The following is a 15,738-nucleotide window of genomic DNA, read 5'->3' as shown; positions in this document are numbered from 1 at the left end:
TAGCTTAATTGTAAATAATAAAATGGGGATTAAGTTTGTTCTCACTTAATCCCCTTTGCTCAAACTATACTAATTCTATTATACTCATTTCTGCTGCGTCGCCTCTTCTTGGACCCATTTTCATAATTCTAGTATAACCGCCATTTCTTTCAGCATACTTGGGTGCAATATTATCAAATAAATCTTTAACAACGCTTTCTTCAGTAATAAATGAAAGTGCTTGTCTTCTAGCATGAAGATCTCCTCTTTTACCAAGAGTTATCATTCTTTCAGCAAACTTTCTAGTTTCTTTTGCTCTAGTTACTGTAGTTTCAATTTTACCATACTTCAACAAATTAGTTGCAAGACTTCTAAACATTGCAATTCTTTGATCAGTGGAACGGCCTAATTTACGATACATTGCCATGTATTTCCCTCCTTACTCTTCAGTTAGTTTTAAGTTCAAACTCAAAGCTTGAAGTTTCTGTTCAACTTCTTCAAGTGATTTCTTACCTAAATTTCTAACCTTCATCATATCATCCATTGATCTTTCTGTTAGTTCCTGAACTGTATTAATTCCAGCTCTCTTCAAGCAATTATAACTTCTAACTGAAAGATCGAGTTCCTCAATAGTCATCTCAAGAACTTTTTCTTTCTTATCTTCTTCTTTTTCAACCATTATTTCAACATTATCAGCATGATCTGTTAATGTCATAAATAACTTAAAGTGTTCGATAAGTATTTTAGCTGATAAACCAATAGCTTCATCTGGCCTAATTGTTCCATTAGTCCAAATTTCAATAGTTAATTTATCATAATCAGTAATCTGGCCTACTCTAGTGTTTTCCACAGCAAAATTTACTCTTTTAACTGGAGTGTAAATTGAATCTACTGGTATTGTGGCTATAGGTAGTTCTTCTGTCTTATTTTTAGCCATAGAAACATATCCTCTACCTCTGTTAACCGTTAGTTCCATATATAGTTTAGCATCATCATCTAATGTAGCTATATGTAAATCACCATTAACAACTTCTATATCACCATCAGTATTAATATCTGCTCCAGTTACTACTCCAGGTCCTTTAGCATCAATATAAATTGTTTTAGGACCTTCTCCAGTCATTTTTAATGCTAATGCTTTGATGTTCAAAATTAATTCTGTAACATCTTCTTTAACACCCTTAACTGTTGAAAATTCATGAAGTACTGTGTCAATTTTAACTGCAGTTGTAGCAACTCCAGGCAATGAAGAAAGAAGAATTCTTCTTAATGCATTACCTAAAGTTATACCATAACCTCTTTCTAATGGTTCAATCACAAATTTAGCATAAGAACCATCTTCTGCTGTTTCTACACATTCTATTTTTGGCTTTTCTATCTCTAACATAATAAACCCTCCTCTTTTTTAATTGGCAACCTATTATGAGGGCAACTGATTCTATATCAATGACTATTTGCTGTACAACTCGACGATTAAAGTCTCATTAACAGGAACATCTATATCTTCCCTAGTTGGTTGTGCTAAAACTTTTCCTTCAAATTTCTCTACGTTAGCTTCTAACCAATTTGGTAAAGTTTTAGGATTTTCAAGGAAAACCTTAAACTTCTCAGTAGCTCTGCTCTTTTCACATGCAGATACCACTTCATTTGCTGTTAAACTGTAAGAAGGAATATCTACCTTTTTACCATTAACTAAGAAATGTCCGTGAGTTACTAGTTGCCTAGCTTCTTGTCTTGAATTTCCGTAACCTAATCTGTAGACTACATTATCAAGTCTCACTTCTAAAAGTTTTAATAGATTTTCACCTGTTATACCTCTTAACTTATCAGCCTTTTCATAGTATCTTCTAAATTGGCTTTCAAGTACTCCGTATATTCTCTTAGCCTTTTGTTTCTCTCTTAATTGTAATCCATAATTGGACATTTTCTTCTTACTCTGTCCGTGCTGTCCTGGTGCATAGCCTCTTCTGGCAAATGCACATTTATCTGTAAAGCATCTATCACCCTTAAGGTTAAGCTTCATACCTTCTCGTCTGCAAAGTCTACAAGTAGCTCCAGTATATCTTGCCATTCAAATTACACCTCCTATTTACTATAGTATTAAATTAATCATACTCTTCTTCTCTTTGGTGGTCTGCATCCATTATGTGGGATTGGTGTAACGTCTTTGATTAATGTAATTTCTAATCCAGCAGCTTGAAGTGATCTAATAGCCGCTTCTCTACCTGCTCCTGGTCCTTTTACAAATACATCAACACTTTTCAATCCGTGTTCCATAGCTGCTTTTGTAGCAGCTTCTGCTGCCATTTGAGCTGCAAATGGAGTACTTTTTCTTGATCCTCTGAAACCTAATCCACCTGCACTAGCCCAAGATAAAGCATTACCAGCTACATCTGTAAGTGTAACGATGGAATTATTGAAAGTAGACTTTATGTGTGCACAACCATGCTCAACATTTTTTCTTTCTTTTTTTCTTCTACTTCTTTTAACTTTTTGAGCCATTTTATTCCCTCCTTACTATTTCTTCTTACCCATCATTGTTCTCTTAGGGCCTTTTCTTGTTCTTGCATTAGTTTTAGTTTTTTGTCCTCTTACTGGTAGACCTTTTCTATGTCTTATACCTCTATAACATCCAACTTCCATTAACCTTTTAATATCTAAAGCAACTCTTCTTCTTAAGTCACCTTCAATCATAAAGTTTTTTTGAATATATGTTCTTAATTCATTAACTTCTTCTTCAGTTAAGTCCTTAACTCTTGTATCAGCATTTACACCTGTTGATTTAAGGATTCCCTGTGATTTCGATAAACCTATTCCGAATATATATGTTAAACCTATTTCAACTCTTTTTTCCCTTGGTAGGTCAATACCTGCTATTCTTGCCATTTACTGTTTACACCTCCCATGTAATTATTGTTATAATCTTATCACATCTATTCCTAATAAAACGATGCAATAGCAATATATTATTAATATATTAATTTTTACAAATAACATTTACCTTAATATTGTTTGTAAATAAAACCAATCAACCTTGTTTTTGCTTATGCTTAGGATTTTCACAGATAACCATTACTCTTCCTTTTCTTTTTATAACTTTACATTTTTCACACATAGGTTTAACTGATGGTCTTACTTTCATAGCTAACCCTCCTTATTATTTATCTCTCCAAGTTATTCTCCCACGAGTCAAATCATATGGGGAAAGTTCTACTGTAACTTTATCACCTGGTAGTATTCTTATAAAATTCATTCTTAATTTTCCTGAAATATGAGCTAATATTTTTTGCCCACTCTCAAGCTCAACTTGAAATATTGCATTGGGTAAAGTTTCTACTACCACACCTTGCATTTCAATTATATCATCTTTTGACATAAGGTAATCAAACCTCCTTACCAATATCTGCAGAATGCAAAAATATTTTAATTTTAGAATTAGTAACCTGTTTTTTAGATAAAATTATATCTCTAATTTCTTCAGCTACTGTGTCAGTAAATTTCAGATGTTTAACCTTCTTCTTTTTAGGTTTCTCTATCCTTCTTAACTCTCCATCAGAAATATACACATACTCTTTATTCAGTATACCTACTACAATAAAATCTTTATGCATATCTCTTCCCGCTTTAGAATGTACTACCTTACCTACAAGGCTATTTTTCTCCAAATTATTCACCTCAAAGTTAATATTTCAGGACCACAATCTATGCTAATTATGTCTCCTTCAAGTAAAATCCGGTTATTTGGAATTCCATGAACCACTTCTTCATTAACAAATGTGCATATGGAAGCTGGAAATCCATAATAACCCTTAAAAGATGGTTTATCACCCTGTTTTATTATGAACTCTTCAGCTAATTTATCTAGTTCTGCAGTGGTTATTCCAGGTTTTATTCCCCGCTCAATTATTGCAAGAGCTTCTACAACCACATTACCCACATTTCTCATATATTAAATTTCCATATCTATTTTATGTTAACTATTTTTTTATTGATTCTAAGATACCACAGATACTTTCAAATACTTCATTAATTTCGAGTGTCCCATCAACTGCTGATAATAAGTTTTTGTCATCATAGTACTTTATCAATGGTTGTGTTTGAGCTTCATAGACATCTATTCGTTCATTAACAGTGTCTTCAGTGTCATCAGCTCTTTGCACAAGATCACATCCACACACATCACATTTTCCTTCAACTTTTGAAGGATTAAATGTAATATGATAGCTAGCACCACATGAAAGACAAACTCTTCTACCAGTCATTCTGTTTAGAATGAATTTTCTAGGAACTTTAATTAATAATGCTATATCAAGGCTATTGCCATCTTCTTCTAACAAAGCTTTTAACGCTTCACCTTGATTAACAGTTCTAGGATAACCATCTAATAAAAATCCGTTTTTGCAATCTTCATTATTTAACCTATCCTTAATTATATCTATAGTCAATTTATCAGGTACTAAATGACCTTTATCAATATGTTTCTTAGCTTCAATTCCAAGAGGGGTTTTTTCTGAAATATTCTTTCTGAATATATCCCCTGTTGATATATGTGGTATGGAAAACTTATTGCTTATGGATTTTGCTTGCGTTCCTTTTCCGGCTCCCGGGGGACCTAACAAGATCATTCTCATAGTACCATCTCCTGGTAATAATTTATTTAAGGAATCCTTTATAATGACGCATTACTAACTGTGACTCAAGTTGTCTTAAAGTTTCAAGAGCAACATTTACCATAATAAGCAACATTGTGCCACCAAAGTATATCCCTTTAAATTGAGTATATCCCTCTACAATTATAGGAAATAGAGCAATAACAGCTGCAAAACATCCTCCAATTATTGAAATCTTAGTAAGCACATTATCGATGTAACTTGCAGTATTCTCACCTGGCCTAATACCTGGTATAAATCCTGATGATTTAGACATATTTTCAGCCATTTCATCTGGTTTAAAAGTTACCTGAGTATAAAACCATGTAAAAAATACTATCAATATTGCATACACAACTGAGTATTTCCAACTATTTGTCTCAAATATGCTCCACGGACTTCCAGTAATGAATTTTGCAATTGCAGATGTCGGTTTAAGTTGTGCTATTGTTGCTGGGAATGTCATTACTGACATTGCAAAAATTATACCGATAACTCCAGATCCATTTACATTGATTGGAATATGTGTTGATTGTCCTTTAAAAACTTTGTCGCCGATAGCTTTACCAGCATATTGAACTGGAATTCTTCTTTCGCTTAAACTTGCTATTACTACTGATACTAGTAAAGCCATAGCAACTACGATAAACATTATAACCTCTACAAAATTTACAGTGCCTGCCTTTTGAAGCCCAGCAATTTTATATGCTGTTGAAGGTAATGCAGATATAATATTAATAAAGATTATTAATGATACACCATTACCAATACCTTTACCTGTGATTTGATCACCTATCCAAACCAAAAATGTTGATGCAGTGGTCATTGTTAATACCACTAAAAATATGGTTAGACTTGATTTATCTGAAAATGCTCCTGTACCTGCAATAATTGCATACATACCAAATGCTTGTAACACACCAAGTACTATTGAAGCATATCTAGTATAATCCTGTATTTTCTTACGTCCTTCAAGTCCTTCTTTAGAAAGTTGCTCTAAATATGGGATTGCAATTACTAGTAACTGCATTATAATTGATGCATTTATGTATGGACCAACACCCATAGCAAATATACTAAACTTACTAAATGCACCACCTGAAAGCATGTCATAAAAACTAAATAATGTACCTCCATTGCTAGTTAAACTTACTAACTTACTAGCATCCACACCGGGAACAGGAATGAAAATACCTACTCTAACAATTACAACCATAAGTAGTGTGAAAATCATACGTTTTTTTAAATCAGGAATTTTCCAGGAATTACGTAGGGTTGATAACAATTATATCACCTCAATTTTTCCTCCAGCTGCTTCAATCTTTTCAGCTGCTCCCTTAGATATGTTAGATACCTTTACGATTAAGTTCTTTTCTAACTTACCATTTCCAAGTATCTTAATTCCGTCGTTTAATTTTCTTACGACTCTTCTCTCTAGTAATAATTCTGGTGTAATTTCAGTACCATTATCGAATATATTAAGTCTATCTACATTTATACAAGAATATTTTTTCGCAAAAATATTAGTAAACCCTCTTTTAGGTAATCTTCTGTATAAAGGCATCTGACCTCCTTCGAATCCTGGTCTTGTTCCACCACCTGATCTAGAGTTTTGTCCATCTTGACCTCTTCCTGCAGTTTTTCCCTGTCCAGTAGCAGTACCTCTACCGAGCCTCTTACGAGATTTTTTAGAACCTTCCGCAGGTCTTAACTCATGAAGTTTCATGTCAACACCTCCTCATTTTATACTTGTTCTACTTTAACTAAATAACTAACTTTATTAATCATACCTTTGATCTGAGGAGTTTCCTCGTGCTCAACACATTTTCTTATTTTTCTTAATCCTAAAGCATTAACAGTAGCGATATGTGCTTTCTTTCTACCTATTAAGCTCTTAACCAATGTAACTTTAACTTTAGCCAAGGTTTTCCCCTCCTATCTTAAAATTTCTTCTACAGTTTTTCCTCTTAATTTAGCAACGTCTTCTACTGTTCTTAAACCTGCTAAACCTTCTATAGTAGCGTTAACTACATTTCTTGCATTACTAGAGCCTAAAGACTTAGCTCTAACATCTTTCAATCCTGCTAATTCAAGAACGGCTCTAACTGGTCCTCCAGCTAGAATTCCTGTACCTTCAGCACCAGGCATTATGTGTATAACCGAAGTACCAAACTTACCATCAATAATATGTGGAACGGTTGTTCCAACCATTGCTACATTTATTAAATTCTTCTTAGCATCTTCGATTCCTTTTCTAATTGCTTCAGGAATTTCTACAGATTTACCCATTCCAACTCCAACATGTCCGTCTTCGTCTCCAACAACTACTAATGCGCTAAATCTGAAGTTTCTTCCACCTTTAACAACCTTAGCAACTCTGTTTATATTAACAACTTTTTCTTTAAGATCTAATGTGCTAGGATCAATTTTCATGTGTTTCCCTCCTTCTCTTAGAATTTAAGTCCAGCTTCTCTTGCTCCCTCAGCGAGGATTTGTACTCTACCGTGGTACACATATCCGCCTCTATCAAACACTACTTCTTCTATTCCTTTTTCAAGTGATCTCTGTGCAATCATCTTTCCTACTAGTTTTGCTGCTTCTTTATTACTTCCGACTTTTGGTTCGAAAGCTTTATCTATAGTTGAAGCAGAAACTAATGTGATTTTTGCAACATCATCGATAACTTGAGCATATATGTTCTTTTCACTTCTGTATACAGCTAATCTAGGTCTTTCTGCTGTACCAGAAATCTTGTTACGAACTCTAAGATGACGCTTAACTCTTGATTTTTGTCTATCGTCTTTCTTGAACACATCATTCACTCCTTCCTACTTATTTACCTGTTTTACCTTCCTTACGTCTAACAATTTCACCAGAATATCTGATTCCTTTGCCTTTGTAAGGTTCTGGTTTTCTCCAAGTTCTTATGTCTGCTGCAACAGCACCAACTAATTGTTTATCGATACCTTTAACTATTATCTTATTAGCATCAGGTAACTCAAATTTGATTCCTGCAACTTCATCTATTATAACCGGATGTGAATATCCAAGACTTAATGTTATTTTACTACCTTTTAATTGTGCTCTGTATCCAACACCAACTAATTCAAGTGTCTTTTGGTATCCTTCTGTTACGCCAATAACCATATTATTTATTAATGATCTTGTCAAACCATGAAGAGCTCTATGCTCTTTTACATCACTTGGTCTTGTAACTACCACAGTATTGTCTACCAAAGCTATAGCCATTTTGGCATTCATGCTTTGAGTTAACTCACCTTTTGGTCCTTTTACATTAACAACATTCAGTGGTGAAATTGTAACAGTTACTCCATTAGGTATAGCTACTGGAAGTCTTCCGATTCTTGACATACTTACACCTCCTGTATTCTTTTCAGGGCACATAACAATTATTAATTGCCATGCCTCATATCTTTATTTTAAGTACTACCCAATTATTAATTGTTTAGTCTCTATATTAACCTTAAGCACATAACAATTTTATTTTCTGTAAATTATCTATTATTACTATGTACATAACAAACAACACAGTTATGTCTTAGAATTGTTATACTACCATATATAACAAATAACTTCTCCGCCTAAGCCTAATTTTCTAGCTTCTTTATCTGCTACTAATCCTTTTGAAGTTGATATTATAGCAACTCCGAGTCCATTTAGTACTTTTGGAATATCTTCATTTTTTGAGTATACTCTCAAACCAGGTTTTGATATTCTCTTAAGTCCAGTGATAACTCTTTCTTTGTTTTGACCATATTTTAATGCAAGTCTCATCATAGGAACGACACCATCATTATATTCTTCAATATTTTTAATGTATCCTTCTTGAAGCAAGATATTTGCAATTTCTTTCTTTATAGTTGATGAAGGTATTTCTACTATTTCATGTCTAACAACATTTGCATTTCTTATACGTGTTAGCAAATCTGCGATTGGGTCAGTCATAACCATTTTTCGTGCCTCCTTTCATTAGAATGTTCTAATTACCAACTTGCTTTTCTGCAACCAGGAATTTCTCCCTTGTGTGCAAGTTCTCTAAAACAGATACGACATATACCAAATTTTTGTAATACAGAATGTGGTCTTCCACATAATCTACATCTTGTATAAGCTCTAGATGAATATTTAGGTTCTTTTTTCCATTTTTCTATTAAAGCCTTACGTGCCATATGTTTACCTCCTAATTATTGAGCAAATGGCATTCCAAGGAATCTTAATAACTCTCTTGCTTCCTCGTCTGTCTTTGCTGTAGTAACAAATATTATATCCATTCCTCTTATTTTATCCACTTTATCATATTCTATTTCAGGAAATATAAGTTGTTCTTTAATGCCGATAGCATAATTTCCTCTACCATCAAATGCTTTAGAAGAAGCTCCTCTAAAATCTCTAACTCTAGGTAATGCAACGTTCATTAGTTTATCAGCAAATTCGAACATTTGAGCCTTTCTTAACGTAACTTTACAACCAATTGGAGTATTTTCTCTTAGCTTAAAGTTAGCTATAGATTTCTTTGCTCTTGTTACAATTGGTTTTTGGCCTGCTATGATTTGCATATCACTAAGGGCTGCATCTAAAACTTTAGAATTATCTTTAGCTTCTCCAACTCCCATATTTAAAACTATCTTTTCAAGCTTAGGGACTTCCATTATATTTTTATAACCGAATTTTTCCATTAAAGCTTGAACTACTTCTTTTTCATATTTTTCTTGTAGCCTTGAACTCATATGTTAAACCTCCTTTCAGAAATTAAAATGTTTCTCCACATTTCTTACAAACTCTTACTTTAGTTCCATCGTCTAAAATTTTGCTGTTTATTCTTGTTACATTTTTGCACTTTGTACAATATAGCATAACCTTAGAACTATTTATAGGTGCTTCTCTGTGAGTTATTCCACCTTGCATATTTTGTTTGCTTGGTTTCTGATGTTTTGTAACTACACTAACATCTTTCACTAAAACTCTACCTTTTTTAGGATATACAGCTAAAACTTCGCCGATTTTTCCTTTGTCTTTACCTGAAATAACCATTACTGAATCATTTTTTCTTACGTGCACTTTTATAACTGCCATATTAGACACCTCCTATCTTATAGAACTTCAGGTGCTAGTGATAAGATTTTACTGAAGTCTTTATCTCTTAATTCTCTTGCAACAGGTCCGAATATACGAGTTCCTCTTGGGGTTTTGTCGTCCTTTATGAGAACAGCTGCATTATCATCAAATTTAACGTATGAACCATCTGCTCTTCTTAATCCTTTTACTGATCTAACGATAACTGCCTTTACAACTTCACCTTTTTTAACAACTCCACCTGGTGTTGCACTTTTAACGCTGGCAACTACTGTGTCACTAATGTTTCCCCATTTTCTATGAGAACCACCTAATACTCTAATACACATAATTTCTTTTGCACCAGAATTATCTGCAACCTTTAATTTTGATTGCTGTTGTATCATATCGAATACCCTCCTTTCAGTCGGTTAAACTGAAATATTATTTAGCTTTTTCAACTATGCTAGTAACTCTCCATCTTTTATCTTTAGATAATGGTCTAGTTTCCATAATTGAAACATAATCATTAACTTTTGCCTCATTATTCTCATCATGAGCCTTAAATTTTGTTGTTTTATTAATTATCTTTCCGTATAACGGATGACGTACTTTAGTTTCTATTGCAACAACTACTGTTTTATCCATTTTGTCAGAAACTACTTTACCTGTTCTTGTTTTCCTGTTATTTCTTTCCACAAGAGCAACCTCCTTTCAGTTTTACTGTTCTAAAGCCTTTATCTCTTCTTGCCTAAGGATGGTCTTAATTTGGGCTATAGATTTTTTTACTTGCTTAATTCTCATAGGATTTTCTAGTTGCCCTGTAGCTAACTGAAATCTAAGGTTAAATAATTCTGCCTTCAAATCAGACATTTTTACTAGCAAATCTTGAGGATTACTTTGTCTCAATTCATTTAATTCATTAGCCTTCAACGACTTCACCACCCATTTCCTCAAAGTCTTTTCTAGATACAAACTTAGTTTTTATTGGAAGTTTGTGTGAAGCAAGTCTCATTGCCTCTCTAGCTGCTTCTTCTGTTACTCCAGCAATCTCGAATAAGACTCTACCTGGTTTAACTACTGCTACCCAATATTCTACTGAACCTTTACCGGAACCCATACGAGTCTCAGCTGGTTTTTCAGTTACTGGCTTATCTGGGAAGATTTTAATCCAAACCTTTCCGCCTCTTTTTATATATCTATTGATAGCAACTCTGGCAGCTTCTATTTGATTACTTTTTACCCAACCACATTCCAAAGCTTGTAATGCATAATCTCCATATGCAATAAAGTTTCCTCTTGTAGCTTTTCCTCTCATCCTACCACGTTGAACCTTACGATGTTTAGATCTCTTAGGCATTAACATGTCTTATTCCTCCTTCCTTACACTTCTACGCTTTTACTTCTTCCTTAACGGTTTTCTTTGTAGGAAGAACTTCTCCTCTGTATACCCAAACCTTAACGCCAATCTTTCCATATACAGTATTTGCTTCTGCAAATCCATAATCTATATCAGCTCTTAATGTTTGACAAGGTATTGTACCTTCATGGTAATTTTCAGTTCTAGCTATTTCTGCTCCGCCAAGTCTTCCTGCACAAGCAATTTTGACTCCTTTTACTCCTGATCTCATAGCTCTTTGAATTGTTTGTTTCATTGCTCTTCTAAAAGAAATTCTCTTTTCTAATTGAGAACCAACATTTTCTGCCATTAATTGAGCATTGTTTTCAGCTTGTTTAACTTCAACTATGTTAATTAAAACATTTTTATCTGTAACAATTTTTTTCATATCAAGTTTTATAACTTCAATTCCAGAGCCGCCTCTTCCAATAACCATTCCTGGTTTAGCAGTGTGTATGTTGATTTTAACCCTTTTAGCAGCTCTTTCAATTTCAATTTTAGAAATACCAGCTGTATAAAGTTTGCTCTTTAAGAACTTTCTAATCTTAAAATCTTCAACAAGATTGTCTGAAAAATTCTTCTTATCTGCATACCACTTAGAACTCCAGTCATTTATTACACCAACTCTAAAACCATGTGGATGTACTTTTTGTCCCATGCTATACCCCTCCTTTTATTTTCTTTCTGCAACTATTATAGTTACATGGCTAGATCTTTTTCTAATTCTATAAGCTCTACCTTGTGCACGCGGTCTGAATCTTTTAAGTGTTGGACCTTGGCCTGCATAGGCTTCTGCTACATATAATCTATTTATATCTAGGTTTAAATTATTTTCTGCATTTGCAACCGCTGATTTAAGTACTTTAATTATTACTTCAGCTGCATTTTTTGGAGTGAATTGTAATATAGGAAAAGCTTCATTTACACTCTTTCCTCTTATTAAATCAAGAACAATCCCCATCTTCATTGAGGACGTTCTCACATATTTAGCTATTGCTTTAGCCTCCATTGATTGTTTCCTCCTTCCACACTATTTAACTTTGGTAGTTTTTTCTCTGTCCAAATGCCCTCTAAATGTTCTAGTTAAGGCGAATTCTCCTAATTTATGTCCTACCATATCTTCTAAAACATAAACTGGTACATGTTTTCTTCCATCATGCACTGCGATAGTATGCCCTATCATTTGCGGAAAAATAGTAGAACTTCTTGACCAAGTCTTTATTACTTTTTTCTCGCCATTTTTGTTCATTTCATTTATTCTTTTTAACAGAACTTCTTGCACATAAGGTCCTTTTTTTACTGATCTACTCACTTTTATGGCCTCCCTTCACACACAATAACCATAGTTTTGAAGAGAATAATTTCTCTTCAAACTATTTTCTATTTTTTCCTTTGACAATAAATTTGTCAGAGTATTTTTTAGTTTTTCTTGTTTTATATCCTAAACTTGGTTTACCCCAAGGAGTCATCGGACTAGCGTGACCAACTGGTGCTTTACCTTCTCCACCACCATGTGGATGATCGTTTGGATTCATTGCTGCTCCTCTGACCGAAGGTCTAAATCCTAAATGTCTTTTTCTTCCTGCTTTACCTATGTTAACAATGTCATGAGTTAAATTTGAAACTGTTCCTATAGTAGCTCTACAGCTTACTCTAACATATCTCACTTCACCACTTGGGAGTCTTACTTGTGCATACTCTCCTTCTTTAGCCATAAGTTGCGCTGAAGAACCTGCTGATCTTACAAGTTGAGCACCTTTTCCTACTTGAAGTTCTATATTATGAATTGTAGAACCTATTGGTATGTTGATTATAGGAAGTGTATTTCCAACCTTGATATCAGCCTTTTCACCTGATTCAATTACATCTCCAACTTTTAATCCAACTGGAGCAATTATATATTTCTTTTCACCATCAGCATATACAACAAGAGCTATGTAAGCAGATCTATTTGGATCATACTCAATTGTAGACACTTTTGCTGGGATACCATCTTTAGTTCTCTTAAAATCTATTATTCTGTAGCTTTGTTTTGCTCCACCACCTCTGTGACGAACGCTTATCTTACCTTGGTTATTTCTACCACCTTGTCGTTTTGTACTTACAAGAAGTGATTTTAAAGGCTTATCTGTTGTTATTTCTTCAAAATCAGACATAGTCATATTTCTTCTTGAAGGTGTGGTGGGTCTAAATTTCTTAATCGCCATCTAATTTCCCTCCTTATTTTCGCTTATCTGGCCTCTGCCAATACATGCTTAATAATTACATTCCGTCAAAAAACTCAATTGTTTTGCTTTCTGTTGTTAAAGTAACAATAGCTTTTTTGAAGTCTGCTCTTTTTCCAATGTGAACTCCAACTCTTTTAGTTTTACCTATATTCTTTAGTGTTCTTACATTTTCAACTTTAACTCCAAATACATCTTCTACTGCTCTTTTAACTTGAGTTTTATTTGCATGAATATCAACTATAAAGGTGTACTTTTTAAGAGCCATTGCAGCCATACTTTTTTCAGTAACAATCGGTTTTCTTATAATATCATGGCTAGTTAGCTTCATTATATATACACCTCCTGGATTTTAGATACAGCATCCTTTGTAACTATAAACTTTTCATACTTAAGTATGTCATAAACATTCAAATTATTTACTGGGGTTACATGAACACCAGGTATGTTTCTTGCTGATTTATAAACAATTTCGTCAGACTTTTCAACAACTATTAGAGTTTTTTTAGCATCAAAAGCTTTTAACACCTCTAACATTGCTTTAGTTTTTGGTGAATCAAATTCTAAACTATCGATTACTATCATTTCATTTTCAGCTACTTTAGCTGATAAAGCTGACTTGAAAGCAACTCTTCTCATTGTCTTTGGTACTGATACGCGATAATCTCTTGGCTTTGGAGCAAACACTATACCACCATGTATCCATTGTGGTGATCTAATAGAACCTTGTCTTGCTCTACCAGTTCCTTTTTGTCTCCAAGGCTTTATTCCACCGCCTCGTACTTCTCCTCTAGTTAAAGCTGATTGAGTTCCTTGTCTTTTATTTGCAAGTTGTGCTACTACAACTTGGTGCATAGCATTAGTGTTAATTTCAACTGCAAATATATTTTCATTTAGCTCAATATCTCCAACTTTTTGTGCTTGTTTATTAAATAAATCTAATTTAAGCATTCTGCATCCTCCTTTCTTTTAGAATTACGCTTTAACAGCATTTCTTATTACAACTGTGCCTTTGTTTGGTCCTGGAATACCACCTTTAATTAATATAATGTTCTTTTCAGACATTACTTTAACTACTACAAGGTTCATTACTGTTCTACTAACATTACCCATATGACCTGGCATACGTTTGTTTTTGAACGTTCTTCCTGGATCTGAACATGCACCACTTGCTCCAACAGCTCTATGGAACTTAGATCCATGACTCATTGGGCCTGTGTGTTGATTCCATCTTTTAATACAGCCTTGGAATCCTTTTCCCTTTGAAATTCCTGATACATCAATTAAATCTCCAGCAGCAAATATATCTGCCTTAAACTCTTGACCAATTTCATAAGCACTTGTATCTTCCATTCTAAATTCTTTTACGAATCTTTTTAAAGATGTGCCTGCTTTAGCAAATTGTCCTTGCATTGGCTTGTTAACTAATTTTTCTCTTATTTCACCAAAACCAACTTTTATTGCACTGTAACCATCATTTTCAACAGTTTTCTTCTGAACAACAACGCATGGACCTGCTTCAACAACTGTTACTGGAACAACTCTTTTATTTTCATCAAATATTTGAGTCATACCAAGTTTTTTACCCATTATTCCTTTTTTCATGAAAATACACCTCCTACTTATTAGCGGACCACAATAGTGATCATAATAGTTAGTAATAGTAATCTATTACTTATGCATAATTAATTACACATATACGCTTCACCGCACTTCTATGTACGCCTATAGTTTAATTTCGATATCTACACCAGCTGGTAAGTCGAGTCTCATTAGAGCATCAACAGTTTTAGGTGATGGACTAATGATATCTATTAGTCTCTTATGAGTTCTTATTTCAAACTGTTCTCTTGAATCTTTATATTTATGTGGAGCCCTTAATACTGTAATTACATCTTTTTCTGTAGGTAGTGGTACTGGACCAGCTACTTTAGCTCCTGTGCTTTTAGCAGTTTGAACAATTTTCTCAGCTGATTGATCTAATATATTATGATCAAAAGCCTTTAATCTAATTCTGATTTTTTGTTTTATCATTATTATTTCCTCCTTTTCATCGCACGCTTTACTTCTTACGTGCAACAGCGGATGTTCTGTAAACTGTTCCGGGTGTTTCATACAATAAAATTAAAGAACAAACTCACGAACCCCGTCGCCCGATTCAAGATCAGGACATGCTCAGTGAAGAATTACCCGGAAGTCCGGCAACTTCTTACCTCATCGCTGTTACCACAATACAACTTCTAAAGTATACAACATTTCGTTTGCTTTGACAAGTTTTTTTTAATTTTATTTTATTTATTTTATATTCCTCAATTGCAAAAGTAAATTCCACCCCAATACATAAAACAGTGGAAGTTAGTCTTACAAATTAAAAGGTAGATTTTACCTTTACAAATTATTATAATAATATTAG

The 15,738-nt window shown here is 33.7% G+C and carries 31 protein-coding genes and 1 pseudogene; all 32 read right to left on the bottom strand.

Annotation, left to right across the window (positions count from 1 at the left end; translation table 11 throughout):
• Positions 1–64: 64 nt before the first annotated feature.
• Positions 65–406, bottom strand: a complete 342-nt coding sequence (rplQ, locus tag KPL38_RS05110) for a 50S ribosomal protein L17 (protein WP_216157237.1) — start codon at positions 404–406, stop codon at positions 65–67.
• A 12-nt stretch (positions 407–418) separates the two neighbouring features.
• Positions 419–1,366 carry a DNA-directed RNA polymerase subunit alpha gene (locus tag KPL38_RS05105; protein ID WP_216287818.1) on the bottom strand — a complete coding sequence of 316 codons (948 nt, stop codon included), beginning with the start codon at positions 1,364–1,366 and terminating at the stop codon, positions 419–421.
• A gap of 63 nt (positions 1,367–1,429) precedes the next feature.
• Positions 1,430–2,050, bottom strand: coding sequence for a 30S ribosomal protein S4 (gene rpsD, locus KPL38_RS05100; RefSeq protein WP_216287817.1), 621 nt, complete (start codon positions 2,048–2,050; stop codon positions 1,430–1,432).
• A 38-nt stretch (positions 2,051–2,088) separates the two neighbouring features.
• Positions 2,089–2,481 (bottom strand): 30S ribosomal protein S11, encoded by a 393-nt coding sequence (gene rpsK, locus KPL38_RS05095; protein WP_216287815.1) that lies wholly within the window; start codon positions 2,479–2,481, stop codon positions 2,089–2,091.
• Positions 2,482–2,496: 15 nt separating this feature from the next.
• A complete protein-coding gene (gene rpsM, locus KPL38_RS05090) occupies positions 2,497–2,865 on the bottom strand; it encodes a 30S ribosomal protein S13 (protein WP_216287814.1) in 369 nt (122 codons plus the stop codon).
• A gap of 142 nt (positions 2,866–3,007) precedes the next feature.
• A complete protein-coding gene (gene rpmJ, locus KPL38_RS05085) occupies positions 3,008–3,121 on the bottom strand; it encodes a 50S ribosomal protein L36 (RefSeq protein ID WP_021122033.1) in 114 nt (37 codons plus the stop codon).
• A 15-nt stretch (positions 3,122–3,136) separates the two neighbouring features.
• A complete protein-coding gene (gene infA / locus KPL38_RS05080; RefSeq protein ID WP_216287813.1) occupies positions 3,137–3,355 on the bottom strand; it encodes a translation initiation factor IF-1 in 219 nt (72 codons plus the stop codon).
• A gap of 7 nt (positions 3,356–3,362) precedes the next feature.
• Positions 3,363–3,653: an RNA-binding protein gene (locus KPL38_RS05075; RefSeq protein WP_312884158.1), complete on the bottom strand. Its 291-nt coding sequence runs from the start codon at positions 3,651–3,653 to the stop codon at positions 3,363–3,365.
• Between the two features lie 20 nt (positions 3,654–3,673).
• Positions 3,674–3,925: pseudogene (locus tag KPL38_RS05070) on the bottom strand (M24 family metallopeptidase); the annotation flags it as partial.
• Between the two features lie 31 nt (positions 3,926–3,956).
• Positions 3,957–4,610, bottom strand: coding sequence for an adenylate kinase (locus KPL38_RS05065; RefSeq protein ID WP_216287810.1), 654 nt, complete (start codon positions 4,608–4,610; stop codon positions 3,957–3,959).
• Positions 4,611–4,632: 22 nt separating this feature from the next.
• Positions 4,633–5,913 carry a preprotein translocase subunit SecY gene (gene secY, locus KPL38_RS05060; protein WP_216287809.1) on the bottom strand — a complete coding sequence of 427 codons (1,281 nt, stop codon included), beginning with the start codon at positions 5,911–5,913 and terminating at the stop codon, positions 4,633–4,635.
• Positions 5,914–6,354 carry a 50S ribosomal protein L15 gene (gene rplO / locus KPL38_RS05055; RefSeq protein WP_216287808.1) on the bottom strand — a complete coding sequence of 147 codons (441 nt, stop codon included), beginning with the start codon at positions 6,352–6,354 and terminating at the stop codon, positions 5,914–5,916.
• Positions 6,355–6,371: 17 nt separating this feature from the next.
• Entirely contained in the window at positions 6,372–6,551 is a 180-nt protein-coding gene (rpmD, locus tag KPL38_RS05050; protein ID WP_216287806.1) for a 50S ribosomal protein L30, read from the bottom strand.
• 12 nt (positions 6,552–6,563) lie between these two features.
• Complete coding sequence (gene rpsE / locus KPL38_RS05045; protein WP_216287804.1) at positions 6,564–7,061, bottom strand: 30S ribosomal protein S5; 498 nt, start codon at positions 7,059–7,061, stop codon at positions 6,564–6,566.
• A 17-nt stretch (positions 7,062–7,078) separates the two neighbouring features.
• Entirely contained in the window at positions 7,079–7,441 is a 363-nt protein-coding gene (rplR, locus tag KPL38_RS05040) for a 50S ribosomal protein L18 (protein WP_216287802.1), read from the bottom strand.
• Positions 7,442–7,460: 19 nt separating this feature from the next.
• Entirely contained in the window at positions 7,461–8,000 is a 540-nt protein-coding gene (gene rplF / locus KPL38_RS05035; protein ID WP_216287800.1) for a 50S ribosomal protein L6, read from the bottom strand.
• A gap of 201 nt (positions 8,001–8,201) precedes the next feature.
• On the bottom strand, positions 8,202–8,600 hold the full coding sequence (gene rpsH / locus KPL38_RS05030; RefSeq protein ID WP_216287799.1) for a 30S ribosomal protein S8: 399 nt from the start codon (positions 8,598–8,600) through the stop codon (positions 8,202–8,204).
• Positions 8,601–8,632: 32 nt separating this feature from the next.
• The gene (locus KPL38_RS05025) at positions 8,633–8,818 is read right to left on the bottom strand and encodes a type Z 30S ribosomal protein S14 (protein ID WP_216287798.1); all 186 of its coding nucleotides are present in this window, start codon (positions 8,816–8,818) and stop codon (positions 8,633–8,635) included.
• Between the two features lie 15 nt (positions 8,819–8,833).
• Positions 8,834–9,376, bottom strand: a complete 543-nt coding sequence (gene rplE, locus KPL38_RS05020; protein ID WP_216287797.1) for a 50S ribosomal protein L5 — start codon at positions 9,374–9,376, stop codon at positions 8,834–8,836.
• 22 nt (positions 9,377–9,398) lie between these two features.
• Positions 9,399–9,722, bottom strand: a complete 324-nt coding sequence (rplX, locus tag KPL38_RS05015; protein ID WP_216287795.1) for a 50S ribosomal protein L24 — start codon at positions 9,720–9,722, stop codon at positions 9,399–9,401.
• Positions 9,723–9,739: 17 nt separating this feature from the next.
• Positions 9,740–10,108, bottom strand: coding sequence for a 50S ribosomal protein L14 (gene rplN, locus KPL38_RS05010; RefSeq protein ID WP_216287793.1), 369 nt, complete (start codon positions 10,106–10,108; stop codon positions 9,740–9,742).
• A gap of 37 nt (positions 10,109–10,145) precedes the next feature.
• On the bottom strand, positions 10,146–10,400 hold the full coding sequence (rpsQ, locus tag KPL38_RS05005; protein ID WP_216287792.1) for a 30S ribosomal protein S17: 255 nt from the start codon (positions 10,398–10,400) through the stop codon (positions 10,146–10,148).
• A gap of 21 nt (positions 10,401–10,421) precedes the next feature.
• On the bottom strand, positions 10,422–10,634 hold the full coding sequence (gene rpmC / locus KPL38_RS05000) for a 50S ribosomal protein L29 (protein WP_216287788.1): 213 nt from the start codon (positions 10,632–10,634) through the stop codon (positions 10,422–10,424).
• Positions 10,624–11,067: a 50S ribosomal protein L16 gene (gene rplP, locus KPL38_RS04995; protein WP_216287786.1), complete on the bottom strand. Its 444-nt coding sequence runs from the start codon at positions 11,065–11,067 to the stop codon at positions 10,624–10,626. Before rplP ends, rpmC begins: the two co-directional genes overlap by 11 nt.
• A gap of 25 nt (positions 11,068–11,092) precedes the next feature.
• Positions 11,093–11,758, bottom strand: a complete 666-nt coding sequence (rpsC, locus tag KPL38_RS04990) for a 30S ribosomal protein S3 (RefSeq protein ID WP_216287784.1) — start codon at positions 11,756–11,758, stop codon at positions 11,093–11,095.
• 15 nt (positions 11,759–11,773) lie between these two features.
• Entirely contained in the window at positions 11,774–12,109 is a 336-nt protein-coding gene (rplV, locus tag KPL38_RS04985) for a 50S ribosomal protein L22 (RefSeq protein WP_216287783.1), read from the bottom strand.
• 21 nt (positions 12,110–12,130) lie between these two features.
• A complete protein-coding gene (gene rpsS / locus KPL38_RS04980) occupies positions 12,131–12,412 on the bottom strand; it encodes a 30S ribosomal protein S19 (RefSeq protein ID WP_216287773.1) in 282 nt (93 codons plus the stop codon).
• 61 nt (positions 12,413–12,473) lie between these two features.
• Positions 12,474–13,307 carry a 50S ribosomal protein L2 gene (rplB, locus tag KPL38_RS04975; RefSeq protein ID WP_216287771.1) on the bottom strand — a complete coding sequence of 278 codons (834 nt, stop codon included), beginning with the start codon at positions 13,305–13,307 and terminating at the stop codon, positions 12,474–12,476.
• Positions 13,308–13,362: 55 nt separating this feature from the next.
• Complete coding sequence (gene rplW, locus KPL38_RS04970; RefSeq protein WP_216287769.1) at positions 13,363–13,656, bottom strand: 50S ribosomal protein L23; 294 nt, start codon at positions 13,654–13,656, stop codon at positions 13,363–13,365.
• Positions 13,656–14,276: a 50S ribosomal protein L4 gene (rplD, locus tag KPL38_RS04965; protein WP_216287767.1), complete on the bottom strand. Its 621-nt coding sequence runs from the start codon at positions 14,274–14,276 to the stop codon at positions 13,656–13,658. The genes rplW and rplD overlap by 1 nt, the downstream gene beginning before the upstream one ends.
• A gap of 24 nt (positions 14,277–14,300) precedes the next feature.
• A complete protein-coding gene (rplC, locus tag KPL38_RS04960) occupies positions 14,301–14,930 on the bottom strand; it encodes a 50S ribosomal protein L3 (RefSeq protein WP_216287765.1) in 630 nt (209 codons plus the stop codon).
• Between the two features lie 120 nt (positions 14,931–15,050).
• Positions 15,051–15,359 carry a 30S ribosomal protein S10 gene (gene rpsJ / locus KPL38_RS04955; protein WP_071614633.1) on the bottom strand — a complete coding sequence of 103 codons (309 nt, stop codon included), beginning with the start codon at positions 15,357–15,359 and terminating at the stop codon, positions 15,051–15,053.
• Positions 15,360–15,738 lie beyond the last annotated feature (379 nt).

Origin of the sequence: Clostridium psychrophilum (assembly GCF_018861705.1) — a bacterium.
Taxonomy (GTDB): Bacteria; Bacillota; Clostridia; order Clostridiales; family Clostridiaceae; genus Clostridium_AD; species Clostridium_AD psychrophilum.
This window is presented reverse-complemented; position numbering and strand designations above follow the sequence as displayed.

What these genes read in the sequence shown, in the direction of transcription:
- rpsC (WP_216287784.1), bottom strand. Translation starts at nt 11,758, where the DNA reads ATGGGACAAAAAGTACATCCACATGGTTTTAGAGTTGGTGTAATAAAT.
- rpsJ (WP_071614633.1), bottom strand. Translation starts at nt 15,359, where the DNA reads ATGATAAAACAAAAAATCAGAATTAGATTAAAGGCTTTTGATCATAAT.
- rplN (WP_216287793.1), bottom strand. Translation starts at nt 10,108, where the DNA reads ATGATACAACAGCAATCAAAATTAAAGGTTGCAGATAATTCTGGTGCA.
- rplB (WP_216287771.1), bottom strand. Translation starts at nt 13,307, where the DNA reads ATGGCGATTAAGAAATTTAGACCCACCACACCTTCAAGAAGAAATATG.
- rpsM (WP_216287814.1), bottom strand. Translation starts at nt 2,865, where the DNA reads ATGGCAAGAATAGCAGGTATTGACCTACCAAGGGAAAAAAGAGTTGAA.
- rpsE (WP_216287804.1), bottom strand. Translation starts at nt 7,061, where the DNA reads ATGAAAATTGATCCTAGCACATTAGATCTTAAAGAAAAAGTTGTTAAT.
- rplX (WP_216287795.1), bottom strand. Translation starts at nt 9,722, where the DNA reads ATGGCAGTTATAAAAGTGCACGTAAGAAAAAATGATTCAGTAATGGTT.
- infA (WP_216287813.1), bottom strand. Translation starts at nt 3,355, where the DNA reads ATGTCAAAAGATGATATAATTGAAATGCAAGGTGTGGTAGTAGAAACT.
- rplW (WP_216287769.1), bottom strand. Translation starts at nt 13,656, where the DNA reads ATGAAGCTAACTAGCCATGATATTATAAGAAAACCGATTGTTACTGAA.
- KPL38_RS05025 (WP_216287798.1), bottom strand. Translation starts at nt 8,818, where the DNA reads ATGGCACGTAAGGCTTTAATAGAAAAATGGAAAAAAGAACCTAAATAT.
- KPL38_RS05065 (WP_216287810.1), bottom strand. Translation starts at nt 4,610, where the DNA reads ATGAGAATGATCTTGTTAGGTCCCCCGGGAGCCGGAAAAGGAACGCAA.
- rpmJ (WP_021122033.1), bottom strand. Translation starts at nt 3,121, where the DNA reads ATGAAAGTAAGACCATCAGTTAAACCTATGTGTGAAAAATGTAAAGTT.
- KPL38_RS05105 (WP_216287818.1), bottom strand. Translation starts at nt 1,366, where the DNA reads ATGTTAGAGATAGAAAAGCCAAAAATAGAATGTGTAGAAACAGCAGAA.
- rplD (WP_216287767.1), bottom strand. Translation starts at nt 14,276, where the DNA reads ATGCTTAAATTAGATTTATTTAATAAACAAGCACAAAAAGTTGGAGAT.
- rplO (WP_216287808.1), bottom strand. Translation starts at nt 6,354, where the DNA reads ATGAAACTTCATGAGTTAAGACCTGCGGAAGGTTCTAAAAAATCTCGT.
- rplV (WP_216287783.1), bottom strand. Translation starts at nt 12,109, where the DNA reads ATGGAGGCTAAAGCAATAGCTAAATATGTGAGAACGTCCTCAATGAAG.
- rplE (WP_216287797.1), bottom strand. Translation starts at nt 9,376, where the DNA reads ATGAGTTCAAGGCTACAAGAAAAATATGAAAAAGAAGTAGTTCAAGCT.
- rplP (WP_216287786.1), bottom strand. Translation starts at nt 11,067, where the DNA reads ATGTTAATGCCTAAGAGATCTAAACATCGTAAGGTTCAACGTGGTAGG.
- rplQ (WP_216157237.1), bottom strand. Translation starts at nt 406, where the DNA reads ATGGCAATGTATCGTAAATTAGGCCGTTCCACTGATCAAAGAATTGCA.
- rpsH (WP_216287799.1), bottom strand. Translation starts at nt 8,600, where the DNA reads ATGGTTATGACTGACCCAATCGCAGATTTGCTAACACGTATAAGAAAT.
- rpsD (WP_216287817.1), bottom strand. Translation starts at nt 2,050, where the DNA reads ATGGCAAGATATACTGGAGCTACTTGTAGACTTTGCAGACGAGAAGGT.
- rplC (WP_216287765.1), bottom strand. Translation starts at nt 14,930, where the DNA reads ATGAAAAAAGGAATAATGGGTAAAAAACTTGGTATGACTCAAATATTT.
- rpsK (WP_216287815.1), bottom strand. Translation starts at nt 2,481, where the DNA reads ATGGCTCAAAAAGTTAAAAGAAGTAGAAGAAAAAAAGAAAGAAAAAAT.
- rplF (WP_216287800.1), bottom strand. Translation starts at nt 8,000, where the DNA reads ATGTCAAGAATCGGAAGACTTCCAGTAGCTATACCTAATGGAGTAACT.